Origin of the sequence: Streptomyces griseiscabiei, from assembly GCF_020010925.1 — a bacterium.
GTDB lineage: Bacteria > Actinomycetota > Actinomycetes > Streptomycetales > Streptomycetaceae > Streptomyces > Streptomyces griseiscabiei.
Genome location: NZ_JAGJBZ010000002.1, coordinates 1,030,315 through 1,047,389 on the forward strand (window position 1 = coordinate 1,030,315; position 17,075 = coordinate 1,047,389).

The following is a 17,075-nucleotide window of genomic DNA, read 5'->3' on the forward strand; positions in this document are numbered from 1 at the left end:
GTCGGGGGCGCGCCGGGGGGTGTCCGTCCTCGGAACGGCGCGGAATCGGTTGGCTGGGAAGTGGGACGGGTTGACGCGCCAACCGCTGCGGGCGGACACCCCCCGGCACGCCCCCTTCTCGCCGTACTCGGCCGGCCCGCCGTCCGGGGCGTGAGCGGCTGATTCGCCGTCGGGGTGCGCGTTTCTTGCGTCCGTGTGCGGGTGTGAGAAGGGTTCTGCCTCAAGTGCGGGAGGCTGGCCGGGGTTTCACCTGATGGGGTGAAGAATCGGGAAGAGGTACGTCGGGGGTCTTTGCGGTCTGTCCATGCTTGGGCATGCAGTCAAGCACCGGCCGTCCTCGTCGTCGCGGGGGTGGTTCTGAGAGTCCAGTTGAGCAGCACGAGGGGTACGGCCTCGGGAGTGAGGACGTGCGGTTCGACGATCCCTGGTACGACGCGCTGGCGTCCGGCTGGGGGGAGTTGGACGGTACGGGAGGGCCGGCTCCGGTCGTGGCCGAGGCGCGGGGGAGCCGGGACGGGGGCGCGGCGGAGGTCTATCTGGAGGTCCAGCGGAGCGCGGCCTTCCAGGAGGTGCGCAGGCGTTACCGCAGGTTCGTGATTCCGGGTGTCGCCGTCTTCTTCAGCTGGTACGTGGCCTATGTCGTCACGGCGACCACCGCGCCGGGGCTGATGGCGCGGCCGGTCGTGGGCGCGGTCAACGTGGCGATGCTGGCGGGGCTCGGGCAGTTCCTCACGACCTTCCTGTTCACCTGGGCGTACGCGCGGCACGCCAGGCTGCGGCGGGACCGGGCGGCGCTCGATCTGCGCTGGGACACCCAGGAGTTGACGCGTGGTGTCAGAGGGGGCGTGCGGTGACCGCCGACCATCAGACGCTGGCGCTGCTGCTGTTCAGCGCGTTCGTGGCGGTCACGCTGGGCATCACCACATGGGTGAGCCGCAACCGGCATGGTTCGGCGGAGGAGTTCTACGCGGGCGGGCGGCTGTTCTCGCCCATGGAGAATGGTTTTGCCATCGCGGGCGACTACATGTCCGCCGCTTCGTTCCTGGGTATCTCGGGGCTCATCGCGCTCTTCGGGTACGACGGGCTGCTCTACTCGGTGGGCTTCCTGGTCGCCTGGCTGGTCGTGCTGTTCCTGGTGGCCGAACTGGTGCGCAACTGCGGGCGGTTCACGCTCGCCGACGTGGTCGCTGCGCGGATGAGCGAGCGGCCGGTGCGGATCGCGGCGGGAACTTCCTCGGTGACCGTGTCCGTTCTGTATCTGGTGGCGCAGATGGTGGGAGCGGGCACTCTCGTCGCGCTGCTGCTGGGCGGGGAGAGCGAGGCGGCGCAGACCTGGACGGTCATCGGGGTCGGCGCGCTCATGGTCGTCTATGTGTCGCTGGGCGGGATGAGGGCCACCACCTGGATCCAGATCGTGAAGGCGGTCCTGCTCATGGGCGGGGCGATCGCCCTGACCGTGCTCGTCCTGGTGCGCTTCCACGGGGACTTCGACCAGTTGCTGCGGACGGCGGCCGAGCGCAGCGGACACGGCGACTCGTTCCTCGCGCCCGGCCTGAAGTACGGCGGTGACTGGGGCGCGCGCCTCGACTTCATCAGCCTCGGGCTCGCCCTGGTCCTGGGCACGGCCGGACTGCCGCACATCCTGTCGCGCTTCTACACCGTGCCCACGGCACGGGCCGCACGCCGCTCGGTGGTCTGGTCCATCGGCCTCATCGGCGGCTTCTACCTGATGACGATCGTCCTCGGCTTCGGGGCGGCCGCCATCGTCGGCCCGGAAGCCGTCCGAAGTTCCAACGCCGCCGGGAACACCGCGGTGCCGTTGCTGGCCCTCGATCTGGGCGGTGGCGTCGACTCCACCGGCGGAACGGTTCTGTTCGCGATCGTCGCCGCCATCGCCTTCGCCACGATCCTGGCGGTCGTCGCCGGGATCACCCTCGCCTCGTCGGCGTCCGTCGCCCATGACCTGTACGCGTCGCTGCGGCGCCGCCGTTCCAAGCCGCGCGGCGAGGTGGCCGTGGCGCGCACCGCCGCCGTCGGTATCGGTGTGGTCGCGATCGGTCTCGGGCTGCTCGCCAAGGACCTCAACGTGGCCTTCCTCGTCGGCCTCGCCTTCGCGGTCGCCGCCTCCGCCAATCTGCCTGTGCTGCTGTACTCGCTGTTCTGGAGCGGCTTCACCACCCGTGGCGCGGTCTGGTCCGTCTACGGCGGACTGGTGCCGTCCGTGGTGCTCGTGGTGCTGTCGCCCGTTGTCTCGGGGAGCGCCGACTCGCTGTTCCCCGGCGTCGACTTCCAGTACTTCCCGTTGCAGAACCCGGGCCTGGTCTCCATCCCGCTGGGCTTCCTCGCGGGCTGGCTCGGCACGGTGACGTCGGCCGAGCCGCCGGACGAGGCGAAGCACGCGGAGACCGAGGTGCGGTCGCTGACGGGCGCCGGGGCGGTGTGAGAGCCGGGGCGCGTGGCTGCCTCTCAGGGGCTGGTCGCCCACTCGTAGCGGTGCTCCGGACGGCCCGCGTCGCCGTACTTGAGGGTCAGCCGAGCCCGGCCCGTGCGCTCCAGGAGCTTCAGATAGCGCTGGGCGGTCTGGCGGCTCAGGCCGGTCCGCTCGGCGATCTCCTGGGCGGACAGGGCGCCCTCGGCGGTCATCAGAGCCCGGCGTACCAGCTCGGTGGTGGTGGGGGAGTGGCCCTTGGGCAGGTCCGGCTCGCCGCCCGCGGAGAGGGCGCCGAAGATCCGGTCCACCTCGGCCTGTTCGGCCTCGCCTCCGCCGTCCAGGGTGCGCCGCAGCTCCGCGTACGCCTCCAGCTTCGCGCGCAGTCCGGCGAACGCGAACGGTTTGACCAGGTACTGCAGCGCGCCCTGGCGCATGGCCGCCTGGACGGTCGACACGTCACGGGCCGCCGTCACCATGATCACGTCGCACTGGTGGCCCCGGCGGCGCATCTCCTGGACGACCACGAGGCCCGTGTCGTCCGGCAGATAGTGGTCCAGCAGGACCAGGTCCACGTGGGCCGACGTCTCGAGCCGCCGCAGCGCCTCGGCCGCGCTGTGGGCCACACCGGCGACGTGGAAACCGGCGACCTTCTCCACGTAGGCGGCGTTGACGCGGGCGACTCTCACGTCGTCGTCCACGATCAGGACCTCGATCATCGCGACTCCTTGTCGGCGGCTGTGATGGCGGCCTCGGGCTCCCGCCCGGGGCCCGGTCGCCCGTCGCGGCCGGCCGTCGGCTCGTCCTGCCGGGCCGGTCCGTCGGCGGGTGCCGTGGAGGGTTCGGGTGTCGTGGGGGTGCCGGGCGTGGTGGGGGCCGGCGTCGGCGCGGACGTGGGCGTCACCGGATCGGGTTCCGCGAGGGCGTCCGGCAGTACGACGGTGAACTCCGCGCCGCCGCCGGCCGCCTCCGTGACCCGGGCGCTGCCGCCCTGCCGCTCGGCGAGTCGGCGTACCAGGGAGAGCCCGATGCCTCGTTCGCGGTGGGCGGGGCGTGTCTTGGTCGACCAGCCGTCCGCGAAGATCAACTCCCGCTGGTCGGGCGGTACTCCGGGGCCCGTGTCCCGCACCTGGAGGATCGCCGAGCGACCCTCGGTGCGCAGATCCACCTCCACGCGCGCGTGCGGTGTGCCCGCGACGGCGTCCAGGGCGTTGTCGACGAGGTTGCCGACGATGGTGACCAGCCCCCGCGGGTCGATCAGCCGGTCCGGGAGCATCGTGGCGCCCGCCACCGACAGGGCCACTCCGCGCTCGGCCGCGACGGTCGCCTTGCCGACCAGGACCGCGGCCAGCAGCGGGTCGTGGATCTTCTCGGTGACCTGCTCGGCGGTCGCCCGGTGGTCGCCGACGACCTCGCCGACGAACTCCACCGCCTCGTCGTACATCTCCAGTTCGAGCAGGCCGAGAAGGGTGTGCATCCGGTTGGCGTGCTCGTGGTCCTGGGCGCGCAGGGCGTCCGTCAGACCACGGGTGGAGTCGAGTTCGCGGCTGAGCTGCTCCAGCTCGGTGCGGTCGCGCAGGGTGGCGACGGCACCCCCGTCGTCCGTGGGCATGCGGTTGGTGACCAGCACGCGCTGACCGCGCACGGTCAGCAGATCGGTGCCCGTGATCCGGCCCGCCAGCACATCGGTCGTACGGCCGGGGCCGAGCGTGTCGTCGAGCGACCTGCCGACCGCCTCGTCGCCTATCCCGAGCAGCCGCCTCGCCTCGTCGTTCAGGAGGCGTACGCGCCCGGTGCGGTCCAGCGCGACCACGCCCTCCCGGATGCCGTGCAGCATCGCCTCGCGCTCCGCCAGCAGTCCCGCGATATCGGAGAAGGCCAGGTCACGGGTTTGGCGATGCACCCGCCGGGAGATCAGATACGCCGCCAGCGCCCCGACGGCCATGGCCCCGCCGGCGTACGCCAGGAGCCCGGGGATCGCGTGGATCAGCCGGGCCCGCACACTGTCGTACTCGATCCCCACGGACACGGCGCCGACGATCCTCCCGTCGGCGTCGCGCAGGGGCACCTTGCCGCGGGCCGAGCGTCCCAGCGTCCCCGAGTCGATCTCCATGACCTCGTCCCCTGCCAGCGCGCGGCGCGGGTCCGTCGAGACCATGCCACCGATCTCCGCCGGGTCCGTGTGCGACCAGCGCACCCCGTGCGTGTCCATCACCACGACGTACTCGGCTCCGCTCGCCTTCCGGATCCGCTCGGCCTCGACCTGCACGGGACCGTTCGGGGTCGGCGCGGACGACTCCAGGTCCTCGGCGATCTGCGGCTGCGCGGCCGTGGTCTGCGCGATCGCGAGTGCCCGGCGCATCGCCTGGTCGTCCAGCTGATCGCTGAGCGGCGCGAGGAACAGCCCGGTCGCGAGGACGGCGACACCGGCGGCGATCGCCACCTGCATCAGCAGGACCTGCGAGAACACCCGCCGCGGCATACCGAGACGCAGACGGCGTGCGGGGGGAGTGGGGCTCATACCCATGACGGTACGTGGACGCACCGGGCCGCTCGTAGGGGGTTGTGGCGCGGATCTCAGGTACCCAGGCGGCCGGGTGGCTAACGTGCCGTCGTGGCCGGTGACAGCTCGCGTACGGTCAGGACGTCCATCCTCGCGGGGGAGCCGAGCGTGGAGCCGCAGCTCTCCGGGCGGGGCGGCTCGGCGGCGCCCTGGGCGACGGTGACGGTCCAGCGGCGGCCGTCCGTGTGGGCGACCGTCACGTCCCACAGGGGTGCCGCACCGTCCGTGCGCAGTACGGCGAGCGCGTCGGCGCCGTCCTCGCCGGTCTCGGTGCGCACCGCCAGCTCGGCCGCCTGCCCGGGACGTTCCCAGGCGGAGCCGCCGCGACACCCCTCGGTGACGACACGGCCCTCCCGTACGCCGTGGAGGACCTCCTTGACGTGGTGGGCCTCGGCGCGGCCGTACACATAGCCGAAGGGCAGCACGAGCAGGGTGGGGGAGAAGCGGTGACCACCCAGATGGGTGACCTCCCAGGTGCCCTCGACTCCGGAGGCGGCCAGTTCGGCGGCGAGCGGCCGGCCCAGGAGGGCGCAGCAGCGGTCGCGCTTGCCGTTGGTGCAGACGAGGGCGAGCGGGGCGCCGGTGTGGGGCCGGCCTCGCAGAACCGTGCCGAAGGTGTGGTGGTCGCCCCGGCCCAGGGCGGCGAGGTCGAGGTCGAGGAGCCGCTCGGGAGCGGAGGTCATGGCGCTGTGCAGCCAGACGTTCCCGGGGACGGTGTGGCCCACGTACACCCGGCGCTCGCTGACCTCGCGGCGGTCCGCGTGGCGGCCGGGACGCCGGATGAGGGCCACGCGTACGCCGGTGCCCTCCGCCGCGGCTTCGAGGGCGCGGCCGACCACGGGGTCCAGGTGGCTCGATGTGAGCGCCTTGGCACCCCAGGGGCCGGGTTGTTCCAGCAGCAGCCATGTCCTCGCCGTGGCGGCGGTCCCCGCGAGAGGCTCGTCGAGGTGTCGGGACGCGGATGTGCACGTACTCACAGAGGTGAGCCTAACCTGAGTTGCCCGCGAGCGAATTCCGGCCGGGCCGAAGGGGTGCGAAGGGCGTCCACGAGGGACGTGTGGACGGGACCCGGCGCGGGTTCCGAGGGCGTCGGGGCGCGGGCGCGGCCCCGCGCTACTCCGGGAGCGGCCGGGGCGGCCTCGGGCCCACGTACTGGCCGCTCGGCCGCATGCGCAGGGGGCGCTCGCCGTACTCCTCCAGGGCGTGGGCGATCCAGCCCGCCGTGCGGGCCACGGCGAAGACGGTCTCGCTCGCCGTGGGAGCCATGCCGAAGGAGACCGTGAGGACCGCGAGGGCCAGGTCGACGTTGGCGTGCAGAGGGGTGTGGCGGGCGGCCGTCGCCACGATGTCGCGGGCGGCGGCGACGGCGGGCGCCGCCTGGGGAAGCTCCTCCAGGAGGGCGAACAGGGCACGCGCGCGTGGATCCTCGCCCGTGTAGAGGCGGTGGCCCAGCCCGGGGATGCCGCGGCCGGCCCTTAGCTCGTCGGCGATCACAGGGGCCGCGTCGCCGTGATCCAGTACGTCGAGGAGCAACCGGTGGGCGAGTGCGCCGGCCGCGCCGTGCAGTGGGCCTTCGAGGGCGCCGAGGCCGGCCGAGACGGCGGCGTACGTGTGGGCCCGGGCCGACGCGGCGACGCGGACGGCGAGCGTGGAGGCGGCCAGATCGTGGTCGACGAGCAGCCCGAGCGCCATGTCCAGGGCGCGCAGGGACGCCTCGTCCGGGGCGCGGCCGGTGAGCCGGGCCCACAGGCGGTCGGCGAGCGGTCCCGAGTCGCGGTGGGAGCGCGGGACCGGGGGGAGGGCGGCGACGAGGGTCGGGATGAGGGTGCGCGCCGTGCCGAGGACGGCCTCCTCGGACAGGTCGAAGCGCAGTGGGTCCGTCGCGGACGCGGCGATCGCGGCGACCCGCAGCCGGTCGAGAGGGCCGCTGTGCTCGGGCAGCGCGTCGACCGCGCGGCGGGCCGCCGTCGCGGACGCCTTCGGCGCGGTGAAGCCGGCGCCGGGCCGCAGCTCACCCGTCCACAGCCACTCGGCCACCTCTTCGTAGGAGTGACGCGCGGCGAGTTCGGTCGCGTCGACCCCGCGCAGGTAGTAACGGTCCCGCTCGATGAGGGTGAGCCGGGTACGGACGGCGAACTCGCCGCCCGTGGCCGGACTCCCTCCGCTGTCCCGCCTGTTGCGCCCCGCGAGCGCGGTCACCTCGTCGGCGTCGAAGGTGCTGCCCCGTCCGCCGGGATCCCGGCGGCTGCTGAGCTGGCCGCGGCTCACATAGGCGTACACGGTCTCCGGCTTCACGCCGAGCAACTCGGCGGTCTCCCGGGTGCTCAGCCGCTCTCGATGGCCCTGTTCCGTCATGGACGTCACCGTAGCGGCAAGGTGATGTATTGATTCAATCAATGTTGACACTCATCGAGTCAATCATGGACAGTCGAATCAAGTTCAAGGAGGAGACATGCCGATCGACCGGGCCACGGCCACCCCCATCGACGTGCCGCGCGGACTCGCGGGTGTCGTCGTCACCGACACCTCATTGGGTGACGTCCGAGGTCAGGAGGGCTTCTACCACTATCGCCAGTACTCGGCCGTCGAACTCGCGCAGACCTGTGACTTCGAGGACGTGTGGCACCTGATGATCCACGGAGAGCTGCCGGAGGCGGACCGGCGAGCCGCGTTCGCCGCCCATGTGCGGCCCCTGCGCCGACTGCCCGACGGCGTCCGCGCCGCACTGCCCGCGATCGCGGCGGCGAGCGCCCGTTCCGGCCCGCTGTCCGGGCTGCGTACGGCCCTGTCGCTGTTCGGCGCCTCCCAGGGCTTCCGCCCGGTGTACGACCTCGACGCGGACCGGCGCCGTGCGGACGTGCTGGCCGCCTCCGCGGTCGTACCGACCCTGCTCACCGCGCTGTACCGACTGGGGCAGGGGCTGGATCCGATCGACCCGCGCGACGACCTCCCGTATGCCGCGAACTACCTCTACATGTTGACGGGTTCGGAGCCGGACGCGTCACGGGCGCGGGCGGTGGAGCAATACTTGATCTCAACTATTGACCACGGATTCAATGCGTCAACCTTCACGGCACGTGTCGTCGCGTCGACCGGCGCGGACGTGGCGGCATGCCTCGTGGGCGCGGTGGGCGCGCTCTCCGGTCCCCTCCACGGTGGTGCCCCGAGCCGTGCGCTGGACACGCTCGACGCCATCGGGACCCCCGACCGCATCGACCCGTGGATCCGCGAACGCGTCCTCGCCGGCGATCGCATCATGGGCTTCGGCCACCCCGTCTACCGCACCGAGGACCCCCGTTCCCGCATGCTGCGCGAGATCGCACTGGGGTTCGGCGGGCCCAGGGTCGCCTTCGCGGTCGAGGTGGAGCGCCAAGTGGAGTCGATCCTCGCCGAGTTGAAGCCCGGTCGGGCGCTGCACACCAATGTCGAGTTCTACGCCGGTGTCGTCATGGAACTCTGCGGTCTGCCCCGCGAGATGTTCACCCCCACCTTCGCGGCGGCCCGCGCGGTCGGCTGGAGCGCCAACATCCTCGAACAGGCGGAGGACTCGAAGATCATCCGCCCCGCGGCGCGGTACGTGGGGCCGGGGGCTCCGGTGGCGGTGCCCGGGAGGGGATGACCAGGGCCGCCCTGCCGTCGATGTGCGGCAGGGCGGCCGGCGCCCGAACGGGCCTCGGGGCGCCGGTACGGGCTCAGGCGTCGGGAATCTCCGGTTTCGCGCGGACCAGCGTCTCGCGAGTGATGATCACGATCCGTTCGTAGTCGGCTCGTGCGGCGTCGGAAGGAAGCTCGGCGTCGAGCTCCGCGGTGGCCTCGCGCCCGATGACGGCGAAGCTGCCGTCGCTGAGCTCGAAGATGTCGGGACACGTCTGCCCGGTGGCGCTGCCGCGCTCACGAGGTGAAGCCCCGACACGTCGCACGATTTTCACGGAGAGGTACCAGCCTTAAGGACTCGGAGAGAGAGGAACGCCCTCCGAGTGCGGAGGCCTTCGAGCGGAGGTGTGCTTCGGAGCGTCCTGTCTCCGAGCCGAAGGATGATCGCCGGAGTGCCCGGAGAGGGCCAGACGACAAGATAGCGACTCAGCCGGTCCGGATACGCGGGATGGGCGGCAGGAGGTCAGGTGAAGTTCTCCGAAACCGCTTGACGTCACCTGCCCAGGCCGTGCGGGCGCCCGATTCGCGAAGCCTGTACCAGGTCAGGGCCTCGGACCGCGTATTGGGGGCAGACACCGGCGCACGGGCGCCCGGACATGGAGCGCGAGGTCACGCGGACTCGTCCGGTGGCTCTCCCACCACCCACCACTCCTCCGTGTCGGCATCGGTGAGTTCCTGGATCAAGTCGTCCGTCATCCGCCCCAGTTCCGCTTCCTCCGAGGCCTCGGCGAGGCTCTTCCGGTGATGCCGGGTCGACTCCCAGTACTCCTGGAAGATCCTGTTCCGGCACATGACCCGCAGATGCCCGTACAGCTCCGCCTTGCTGAGCGCCCCGATCCGGTGGAAGTGGAGGGCATTGGTGTACAGGGCGTTCGCGAACAGGAACTGGCGTTGTGTCTCGGCCGGGACATCGTTCTCGTAGGTGTCCAGAACGGCGGCGAGAGCCGGGTCGTCCATGGCCTTGCAGAGCAGATCGAAGTGGAGCCGGTGCTGCTCGGCGAGTGAGGCACGCCGGTGGCGGCGGGAGACCGGCAGCAGGGCCGAGGCTCTTGCCGTGGCTGTGGAGCGAAGCCTCCGGATCCAGGAATTCAGTGTGGCCATGTCAACCCCCGGTTCAGGCGGCCGTCCGCCGGTCGTCGGATGCGGGTCGACGGGAGGGGACCGGCGAGCGTTGGGCGGCGCTTGCCGCCTCTCAGTGTCGCCGAGCGGCACCGGTCGGCTGGGAGGCGGAGAGGAGGCGCACGGAGGGATGTGCGGGTCGTGCGAACCGGCGCCATGCCCATCGTGTGCCCCTCGGGCGCCGCTGACAATCGTTGGCTCCGCGGGGCGAAGGCCCTCGCTCGTATCCTGGGGCGGCATTCAAGGGACGTACGAGAACTGCGGCGTTCCGGTGAGAGCCGGTCCACGGGCCGACCTCGTGCGGTGACCCACCGCGAGCCGGCGCACGCAACGGTGTGAGAGAGAGCGCGTGTTGAGTCAGTCGTCGAGTCCGAACCCGGTTGTTGCCGCGCAGGGTCCGCCGCAGATTCCCGTCGTCGTCCTCGCCGGGTTCCTCGGTTCCGGCAAGACCACCCTGCTCAATCACCTCCTGCACCGCAGCGGCGGCAGCCGGATCGGTGCCGTCGTCAATGACTTCGGGGCGATCGAGATCGACGCGATGGCCGTGGCGGGCGCGCTCGGGGACTCCACGGTGTCGCTGGGCAACGGGTGTCTGTGCTGTGCCGTCGACGCCAGTGAGCTGGATGTCTATCTGGAGCGGCTGGCCGAGCCCGCCGCCGGGATCGACGTCATCGTCATCGAGGCCAGCGGGCTCGCCGAGCCGCAGGAACTCGTGCGGATGGTGCTCGCCAGCGAGAATCCCCGGGTGGTGTACGGCGGGCTCGTCGAGGTCGTGGACGCCGCGGAGTTCCTGGAGACCCGGCAGCGGCATCCCGAGCTCGACCGGCATCTCGCCATCGCCGACCTCGTCGTCGTCAACAAGCTCGACCGGGCCGAGGACGGGGAGCGCGTCCTGGCGCTCGTGCGCTCCCTAGGCGAAGGCGCCGCCGTCGTGCCCGCCACCTACGGGCGCGTCGACCCCGAGTTCCTGTTCGACTGCCGGCCCTCCGAGGAGCGCGTGGGGCAGCTGTCCTTCGACGACCTCCACCTGCACGACGGCGACGGGCACCAGGGCGGGGCAGACCATGGGGCAGACCACGCCGGGCATCTGCACACCGGCTACGACAGCGTCTCCTTCGTCTCCGAGGTGCCGCTCGACCCCCGGAGGCTCATGGCGTTCCTGGACGGGCGGGCCGACGGGCTCTACCGCATCAAGGGCTACGTCGACTTCGGGCCGTACGACCCCCGCAACCGCTACGCCGTGCACGCCGTCGGGCGGTTCCTGCGGTTCTACCCCGAGCCGTGGCCGAGCGATGAGCGGAGCCGTCTCAGCCGGCTGGTGCTGATCGGGGCCGGAATCGACGCCCCCGCCCTGAGCAAGGAGTTGGAGGCGTGCGAGGGCGAGAAGGACGCCCCGCACGCCGACGAGCACGGCATGTGGGGCGTCCTTCGCTATGTCCGGGAGGCGGAGACCGACGAACCGGAGGCCTCCTACGACCCCGAGGCCTCCCACGACGGAGTCTGAGGCCCCGGCCTCACACCGGCCCCGCCACCGACGCCACCGTCTTGGCCAGGGACACGCCCGAGCCGTCGCGGCGCGGGTCCATCTCCGGGAGGTCGGCCGGGGTGCCGTTCTTCTGCGCGGCGCGGGCCGGGACGGGGCCCGCCCAGGCGATGGAGAGGCAGTCCTCGCCCTTCAGGAACCGCTGGCAGCGCACCCCGCCCGTGGCGCGCCCCTTGCGGGGGTACTGGTCGAACGGCGTGAGCTTGGCCGTGGTCTGCACCGAGTCGTCCAGGGTGCCGCGGGAGCCGGCGACGGTGAACACCACCGCGTCCGCGGCCGGGTCGATCGCCGTGAACGAGATGACCTTCGCGCCCTCGGTGAGCTTGATGCCGGCCATACCGCCGGCCGGGCGGCCCTGCGGGCGGACCTGGGCGGCCTGGTAGCGCAGCAGCTGGGCGTCGTCCGTGATGAAGACCAGGTCCTCCTCCCCGGTGCGCAGCTCGACGGCGCCGACGATCCGGTCGCCCTCCCTGAGCGTGATGACCTCCAACTCCTCCTTGTTGGTGGGGTAGTCGGGGACCACACGCTTGACGACACCCTGCTCGGTGCCGATCGCGAGCCCCGGCGAGGACTCGTCGAGCGTCATCAGACAGATGACCGTCTCGCCGTCCTGGAGGGAGAGGAACTCCGCGAGCGGCGCGCCGCCCGACAGATTGGGCGCCGCCGACGTGTCCGGCAGCTGCGGCAGATCGACCACGTTCAGGCGCAGCAGCCGGCCGGTGGAGGTCACCGCGCCCACCTCGCCCCGGGCCGTCGCCGGGACCGCCGAGACGATGACGTCGTGCTTGGCGCGCTTGCCGTCCTCGTCCGCCGCGAAGGGCTCGCCGTTGGCCGTACGGGCCAGCAGACCCGTCGACGACAGCAGCACCCGGCAGGGGTCGTCCGCGACCTGCAGCGGGACCGTGGCCACCTGGGTGCCCGAGGACTCCAGCAGGACCGTACGGCGCTCGGTGCCGAACTTCTTGGCCACCGCGGCCAGTTCGCCGGAGACCAGCTTGCGCAGCTCCGCGTCCGACTCCAGGATCCGGGTCAGCTCGGCGATCTCGGCGCTCAGCCGGTCCTTCTCGGACTCCAGCTCGATACGGTCGAAACGGGTCAGACGGCGCAGCGGGGTGTCGAGGATGTACTGCGTCTGGATGTCCGACAGGGAGAAGCGCTCCATCAGGCGCTCCTTGGCCTGCGCGGAGTTGTCGCTGGAGCGGATCAGCCGGATGACCTCGTCGATGTCCACCAGCGCGGTGAGCAGACCCTCGACCAGGTGAAGCCGGTCGCGCCTCTTGCCGCGGCGGAACTCCGAGCGGCGGCGGACGACCTCGAAGCGGTGGTCGAGGTAGACCTCCAGGAGCTCCTTGAGACCCAGGGTGAGGGGCTGGCCGTCCACCAGGGCCACGTTGTTGATGCCGAAGGACTCCTCCATCGGCGTCAGCTTGTAGAGCTGCTCCAGGACCGCCTCCGGCACGAAGCCGTTCTTGATCTCGATGACCAGGCGCAGGCCGTGCGCGCGGTCGGTGAGGTCCTTGACGTCGGCGATGCCCTGCAGCTTCTTCGAACCGACCAGGTCCTTGATCTTGGCGATCACCTTCTCCGGGCCGACGGTGAACGGCAGTTCGGTGACGACGAGCCCCTTGCGGCGGGCCGTCACGGTCTCCACCGCCACCGTGGCGCGGATCTTGAAGGTGCCGCGGCCCGTCGCGTAGGCGTCCCTGACGCCGGCGAGCCCGACGATCCGGCCGCCGGTCGGCAGGTCGGGGCCCGGGACGTGCTTCATCAGCGTGTCCAGGTCGGCGGCCGGATACCGGATCAGGTGGCGGGCGGCCGCGATGACCTCGCCCAGGTTGTGCGGCGGCATGTTGGTGGCCATACCGACGGCGATCCCGGACGCGCCGTTGACCAGCAGGTTCGGGAAGGCGGCGGGCAGCGCGACCGGCTCCTGCTCCTGGCCGTCGTAGTTGGGCGTGAAGTCGACCGTGTTCTCTTCGATCGACTCCGTCATCAGGCTCGTCGCGTCGGCCATCCGGGCCTCGGTGTACCGCATGGCCGCAGGCGGGTCGTCGTTGCCCAGCGAGCCGAAGTTGCCGTGGCCGTCGATCAGGGGGACCCGCATGGAGAAGGGCTGGGCGAGGCGCACCAGGGCGTCGTAGATCGAGGAGTCGCCGTGCGGGTGGAGCTTGCCCATGACCTCGCCGACGACACGGGCGCACTTCACATAGCCGCGGTCGGGGCGCAGGCCCATCTCGTTCATCTGGTAGACGATGCGGCGGTGCACCGGCTTGAGTCCGTCACGGGCGTCCGGCAGGGCTCGGGAGTAGATGACCGAGTACGCGTACTCCAGGAAGGAGCCCTGCATCTCGTCGACGACGTCGATGTCGAGGATCCGCTCCTCGAACGCGTCGTCGGGCGGCGGGGTCTTCGTGCTGCGGCGGGCCATCGCTGCCGGCTCCTCTTTTTCTGGTCGCTCACCTACGGGGGCGCTCACGTCTCCGGTTCACTCTCGGCGAGACGTGAACGGGATCTGACGCGCACCATTGTGGACTGCCGCACTGACAACCCCGACACGACCCGGCGCCGACCGCCGGGCACGCCCTCGCGGGCCGCCGCGTCAACCGTGTGCGCCGACTTTAACCAGAGACCGTCGGCGGCAACCCCCGTCTCGCTCTCGGCGTACGAGCCCCGGGAACTTCTCCGGGCGTCCGCGCGCTTGCATACAGTGGCAGGACCGGCAGGAAAACAGCGGTTTCCATGGCGATTCCACGAGGGACGGACCACGGATTCCGCGACCACAGCACAGCGATCGAAGGGACGTACCGCCCATGGGTCACACGGCCACAGCCGAGGCCGGCTCCGAAGGCCTGACAGTGAGGGAGCACCGCCTGGACAACGGCCTGCGCGTGGTGCTCTCCGAGGACCACCTGACCCCGGTCGCCGCGGTGTGCCTCTGGTACGACGTCGGTTCGCGCCACGAGGTCGAGGGCCGTACGGGTCTCGCCCACCTCTTCGAGCACCTGATGTTCCAGGGGTCGGGCCAGGTCAAGGACAACGGCCACTTCGAACTGGTCCAGGGCGCGGGCGGTTCGCTGAACGGCACCACCAGCTGGGAGCGCACCAACTACTTCGAGACCATGCCCACCCACCAGCTGGAGCTGGCGCTGTGGCTGGAGGCCGACCGCATGGGCAGCCTGCTGCTCGCGCTCGACCAGAAGAACCTGGACAACCAGCGGGCCGTCGTCAAGAACGAGCGCCGCCAGCGGTACGACAACGTGCCCTACGGCACCGCCTTCGAGAAGATCTTCCGTCTGGCCTACCCGGAGGGCCACCCCTACCGGCACACGCCGATCGGCTCGATGGACGACCTGGAGGCGGCCAGCCTGGAGGACGCCCAGCAGTTCTTCAGGACGTACTACGCGCCCAACAACGCCGTCCTGTCGATCGTCGGCGACATCGACCCGGAGCAGACCCTCGCCTGGGTCGAGAAGTACTTCGGCTCCATCCCCTCGTACGACGGCAAGCCCGTGCCGCGCGACGGCGCCCTGCCCGACATCATGGGCGAGCAGCTGCGCGAGGTCGTCGAGGAGAACGTCCCCGCGCGCGCGTTGATGGCCGCCTACCGGCTGCCGGAGGACGGCACGCGCGCGTGCGACGCGGCCGACCTGGCGCTCACGATCCTCGGCGGCGGCGAGTCGTCCCGCCTGTACAACCGGCTCGTCCGCCGCGACCGCACGGCCGTGACGGCCGGGTTCGGCCTGCTGCGGCTGGCCAAGGCGCCGTCCATGGCCTGGATGGACGTGAAGACCTCCGGTGACGTCGAGGTCCCCGTCATCGAGGCCGCCGTGGACGAGGAGTTGGCCCGGTTCGCCGCCGAGGGGCCCACGGCGGAGGAGATGGAGCGCGCCCAGGCCCAGTTGGAGCGCGAGTGGCTGGACCGCCTCGGCACGGTCGCGGGCCGCGCCGACGAACTGTGCCGGTTCGCGGTCCTGTTCGGCGACCCGAAGCTCGCCCTCACCGCCGTCGACCGCGTCCTGGAGGTGACCGCCGCCGAGGTCCAGGAGATCGCCAAGGCACGCCTGCGGCCCGACAACCGCGCGGTGCTCGTGTACGAGCCCGTCGCCGGCGACGGGGACGCCGAAGAGGACGCCACCGCGGCGGAGGCCGCCGAAACCACCGACGAGACCGAGGAGTCGGCGAAGTGACCGAGCTCGCGACCATGGACTTCCACCCGCAGCCCCAGGCCGGCGACGCCCGCCCCTGGGCCTTCCCGGCGCCCGAGCGCGGCACCCTGGACAACGGCCTGACGGTGCTGCGCTGCCACCGCCCCGGCCAGCAGGTCGTCGCCGTCGAGGTCGTCCTCGACGCTCCCCTGGACGCCGAGCCGGCCGGCCTCGACGGCGTTGCCACCATCATGACCAGGGCGTTCTCCGAGGGCACCGACAAGCACACGGCCGAGGAGTTCGCCGCCGAGCTGGAGCGCTGCGGCGCCACCCTCGACTCGCACGCCGACCACCCCGGCGTACGCCTGTCCCTCGAAGTGCCCGTGTCGCGGCTGGAGAAGGCCCTCGGGCTGCTCGCGGACGCGCTGCGGGCCCCCGCCTTCGAGGACAGCGAGATCGAGCGGCTGGTGGCCAACCGGCTCGACGAGATCCCGCACGAGACGGCCAGCCCGGGCCGCCGGGCCGCCAAGGAGCTGTCCCGCCGACTGTTCCCGGCCACCTCCCGGATGTCCCGGCCCCGCCAGGGCACCGAGGAGACCGTCGAGGGCATCGACTCCGCGGCCGTACGCGCCTTCTACGAGCGGCATGTACGCCCCGCGACGGCCACCGCGGTGATCGTCGGCGACCTCACCGACGTCGACCTCGACGCGCTGCTCGGCGACACCCTGGGCGCCTGGACCGGCTCCCCGGCCAAGCCGAGCACCGTGCCTGCGGTGAGCGCCGACGACACCGGGCGCGTGATCATCGTGGACCGTCCCGGCTCCGTGCAGACCCAGTTGCTCATCGGCCGGGTGGGCGCGGACCGCCACGACCGGGTGTGGCCGGCGCAGGTGCTCGGCACCTACTGCCTCGGCGGCACCCTCACCTCCCGGCTGGACCGCGTCCTGCGCGAGGAGAAGGGATACACCTACGGGGTGCGCGCGTTCGGCCAGGTGCTGCGCTCCGCGCCCGACGGCTCCGGTGTCGCGATGCTCGCCATCAGCGGCTCCGTGGACACCCCGAACACCGGTCCGGCGCTCGACGACCTGTGGACGGTCCTGCGCACCCTGGCCGCCGGGGGCCTGACGGACGCCGAACGCGACGTCGCCGTACAGAACCTGGTCGGGGTCGCCCCCCTCAAGTTCGAGACGGCCGCGGCCGTGGCGAGCACGCTGGCCGACCAGGTCGAGCAGTACCTGCCGGACGACTACCAGTCGACGCTGTACCGCCAACTCGCCGCCACCGGCACCGTGGAGGCCACCGCGGCCGCCGTGAGCGCCTTCCCGGTGGACCGTCTGGTGACCGTCCTGGTCGGCGACGCCGCGCAGATCGAGGAGCCGGTCAGGGCCCTCGGGATCGGCGAAGTCACCGTCGTACCGGCCGAGTAGAAGCACAGGCGGAGGCCGAGTAGAGGCCGAGTGGAAGCCGAGTAGATATCGGGCGGAAAGACACGCACATGTGAGGCCCTGGTGACTGAAGAGTCACCAGGGCCCACGTTTGTCCGTATTGATGGCGGAGGCGGTGTGTCTGACCTGTGGCGTAGTTAACAAATCCTGTGATCCGTTTGTTATTTCGAAGACGGCC

The 17,075-nt window shown here is 71.5% G+C and carries 13 protein-coding genes; 6 read left to right on the plus strand and 7 right to left on the minus strand.

Features of this window, described 5'->3' with window-relative positions:
- The first annotated feature begins 314 nt into the window (after positions 1 to 314).
- Both J8M51_RS21905 and J8M51_RS21910 read left to right on the plus strand, forming a co-directional pair.
- Positions 315 to 854, plus strand: a complete 540-nt coding sequence (locus tag J8M51_RS21905; protein WP_179202941.1) for a DUF485 domain-containing protein — start codon at positions 315 to 317, stop codon at positions 852 to 854.
- The gene (locus J8M51_RS21910; protein ID WP_086753734.1) at positions 851 to 2,443 is read left to right on the plus strand and encodes a solute symporter family protein; all 1,593 of its coding nucleotides are present in this window, start codon (positions 851 to 853) and stop codon (positions 2,441 to 2,443) included. Before J8M51_RS21905 ends, J8M51_RS21910 begins: the two co-directional genes overlap by 4 nt.
- Before the next feature lie 23 nt (positions 2,444 to 2,466).
- Here the strand turns inward: J8M51_RS21910 and J8M51_RS21915 are convergent, their stop codons facing one another.
- The 4 genes from J8M51_RS21915 to J8M51_RS21930 all read right to left on the minus strand — a co-directional run bounded on the left by J8M51_RS21915 (position 2,467) and on the right by J8M51_RS21930 (position 7,346).
- The gene (locus J8M51_RS21915; protein WP_086753732.1) at positions 2,467 to 3,147 is read right to left on the minus strand and encodes a response regulator; all 681 of its coding nucleotides are present in this window, start codon (positions 3,145 to 3,147) and stop codon (positions 2,467 to 2,469) included.
- Positions 3,144 to 4,949, minus strand: a complete 1,806-nt coding sequence (locus tag J8M51_RS21920) for an ATP-binding protein (protein ID WP_256964130.1) — start codon at positions 4,947 to 4,949, stop codon at positions 3,144 to 3,146. The genes J8M51_RS21915 and J8M51_RS21920 overlap by 4 nt, the downstream gene beginning before the upstream one ends.
- An 80-nt stretch (positions 4,950 to 5,029) precedes the next feature.
- Positions 5,030 to 5,968: a sucrase ferredoxin gene (locus J8M51_RS21925; RefSeq protein ID WP_086753728.1), complete on the minus strand. Its 939-nt coding sequence runs from the start codon at positions 5,966 to 5,968 to the stop codon at positions 5,030 to 5,032.
- A gap of 136 nt (positions 5,969 to 6,104) precedes the next feature.
- Positions 6,105 to 7,346 carry a citrate/2-methylcitrate synthase gene (locus tag J8M51_RS21930; RefSeq protein WP_086753727.1) on the minus strand — a complete coding sequence of 414 codons (1,242 nt, stop codon included), beginning with the start codon at positions 7,344 to 7,346 and terminating at the stop codon, positions 6,105 to 6,107.
- Between the two features lie 97 nt (positions 7,347 to 7,443).
- Here J8M51_RS21930 and J8M51_RS21935 point away from each other — a divergent pair, with 97 nt between their 5' ends.
- Complete coding sequence (locus tag J8M51_RS21935) at positions 7,444 to 8,610, plus strand: citrate synthase/methylcitrate synthase (protein WP_086753725.1); 1,167 nt, start codon at positions 7,444 to 7,446, stop codon at positions 8,608 to 8,610.
- 73 nt (positions 8,611 to 8,683) lie between these two features.
- Here J8M51_RS21935 and J8M51_RS21940 read toward each other — a convergent pair whose 3' ends face one another.
- Together J8M51_RS21940 and J8M51_RS21945 are read right to left on the minus strand one after the other, a co-directional pair.
- Positions 8,684 to 8,920 carry a hypothetical protein gene (locus tag J8M51_RS21940; protein ID WP_086753723.1) on the minus strand — a complete coding sequence of 79 codons (237 nt, stop codon included), beginning with the start codon at positions 8,918 to 8,920 and terminating at the stop codon, positions 8,684 to 8,686.
- 334 nt (positions 8,921 to 9,254) lie between these two features.
- A complete protein-coding gene (locus tag J8M51_RS21945; RefSeq protein WP_086753721.1) occupies positions 9,255 to 9,746 on the minus strand; it encodes a DUF6082 family protein in 492 nt (163 codons plus the stop codon).
- 370 nt (positions 9,747 to 10,116) lie between these two features.
- Here J8M51_RS21945 and J8M51_RS21950 point away from each other — a divergent pair, with 370 nt between their 5' ends.
- Positions 10,117 to 11,268 (plus strand): CobW family GTP-binding protein, encoded by a 1,152-nt coding sequence (locus J8M51_RS21950; protein WP_086753750.1) that lies wholly within the window; start codon positions 10,117 to 10,119, stop codon positions 11,266 to 11,268.
- A 10-nt stretch (positions 11,269 to 11,278) separates the two neighbouring features.
- Here the strand turns inward: J8M51_RS21950 and J8M51_RS21955 are convergent, their stop codons facing one another.
- Entirely contained in the window at positions 11,279 to 13,735 is a 2,457-nt protein-coding gene (locus J8M51_RS21955) for a DNA gyrase/topoisomerase IV subunit A (RefSeq protein WP_086753719.1), read from the minus strand.
- A 382-nt stretch (positions 13,736 to 14,117) separates the two neighbouring features.
- Here J8M51_RS21955 and J8M51_RS21960 point away from each other — a divergent pair, with 382 nt between their 5' ends.
- Both J8M51_RS21960 and J8M51_RS21965 read left to right on the plus strand, forming a co-directional pair.
- Positions 14,118 to 15,494 carry a M16 family metallopeptidase gene (locus J8M51_RS21960; protein ID WP_179202940.1) on the plus strand — a complete coding sequence of 459 codons (1,377 nt, stop codon included), beginning with the start codon at positions 14,118 to 14,120 and terminating at the stop codon, positions 15,492 to 15,494.
- On the plus strand, positions 15,491 to 16,879 hold the full coding sequence (locus J8M51_RS21965; RefSeq protein ID WP_086753717.1) for a M16 family metallopeptidase: 1,389 nt from the start codon (positions 15,491 to 15,493) through the stop codon (positions 16,877 to 16,879). Before J8M51_RS21960 ends, J8M51_RS21965 begins: the two co-directional genes overlap by 4 nt.
- Positions 16,880 to 17,075: the final 196 nt, after the last annotated feature.

Coding starts and splice junctions, on each gene's coding strand:
- J8M51_RS21915 (WP_086753732.1), bottom strand. CDS start 3,147: ATGATCGAGGTCCTGATCGTGGACGACGACGTGAGAGTCGCCCGCGTC.
- J8M51_RS21905 (WP_179202941.1), top strand. CDS start 315: ATGCAGTCAAGCACCGGCCGTCCTCGTCGTCGCGGGGGTGGTTCTGAG.
- J8M51_RS21955 (WP_086753719.1), bottom strand. CDS start 13,735: ATGGCCCGCCGCAGCACGAAGACCCCGCCGCCCGACGACGCGTTCGAG.
- J8M51_RS21935 (WP_086753725.1), top strand. CDS start 7,444: ATGCCGATCGACCGGGCCACGGCCACCCCCATCGACGTGCCGCGCGGA.
- J8M51_RS21930 (WP_086753727.1), bottom strand. CDS start 7,346: ATGACGGAACAGGGCCATCGAGAGCGGCTGAGCACCCGGGAGACCGCC.
- J8M51_RS21945 (WP_086753721.1), bottom strand. CDS start 9,746: ATGGCCACACTGAATTCCTGGATCCGGAGGCTTCGCTCCACAGCCACG.
- J8M51_RS21960 (WP_179202940.1), top strand. CDS start 14,118: ATGGGTCACACGGCCACAGCCGAGGCCGGCTCCGAAGGCCTGACAGTG.
- J8M51_RS21920 (WP_256964130.1), bottom strand. CDS start 4,949: ATGAGCCCCACTCCCCCCGCACGCCGTCTGCGTCTCGGTATGCCGCGG.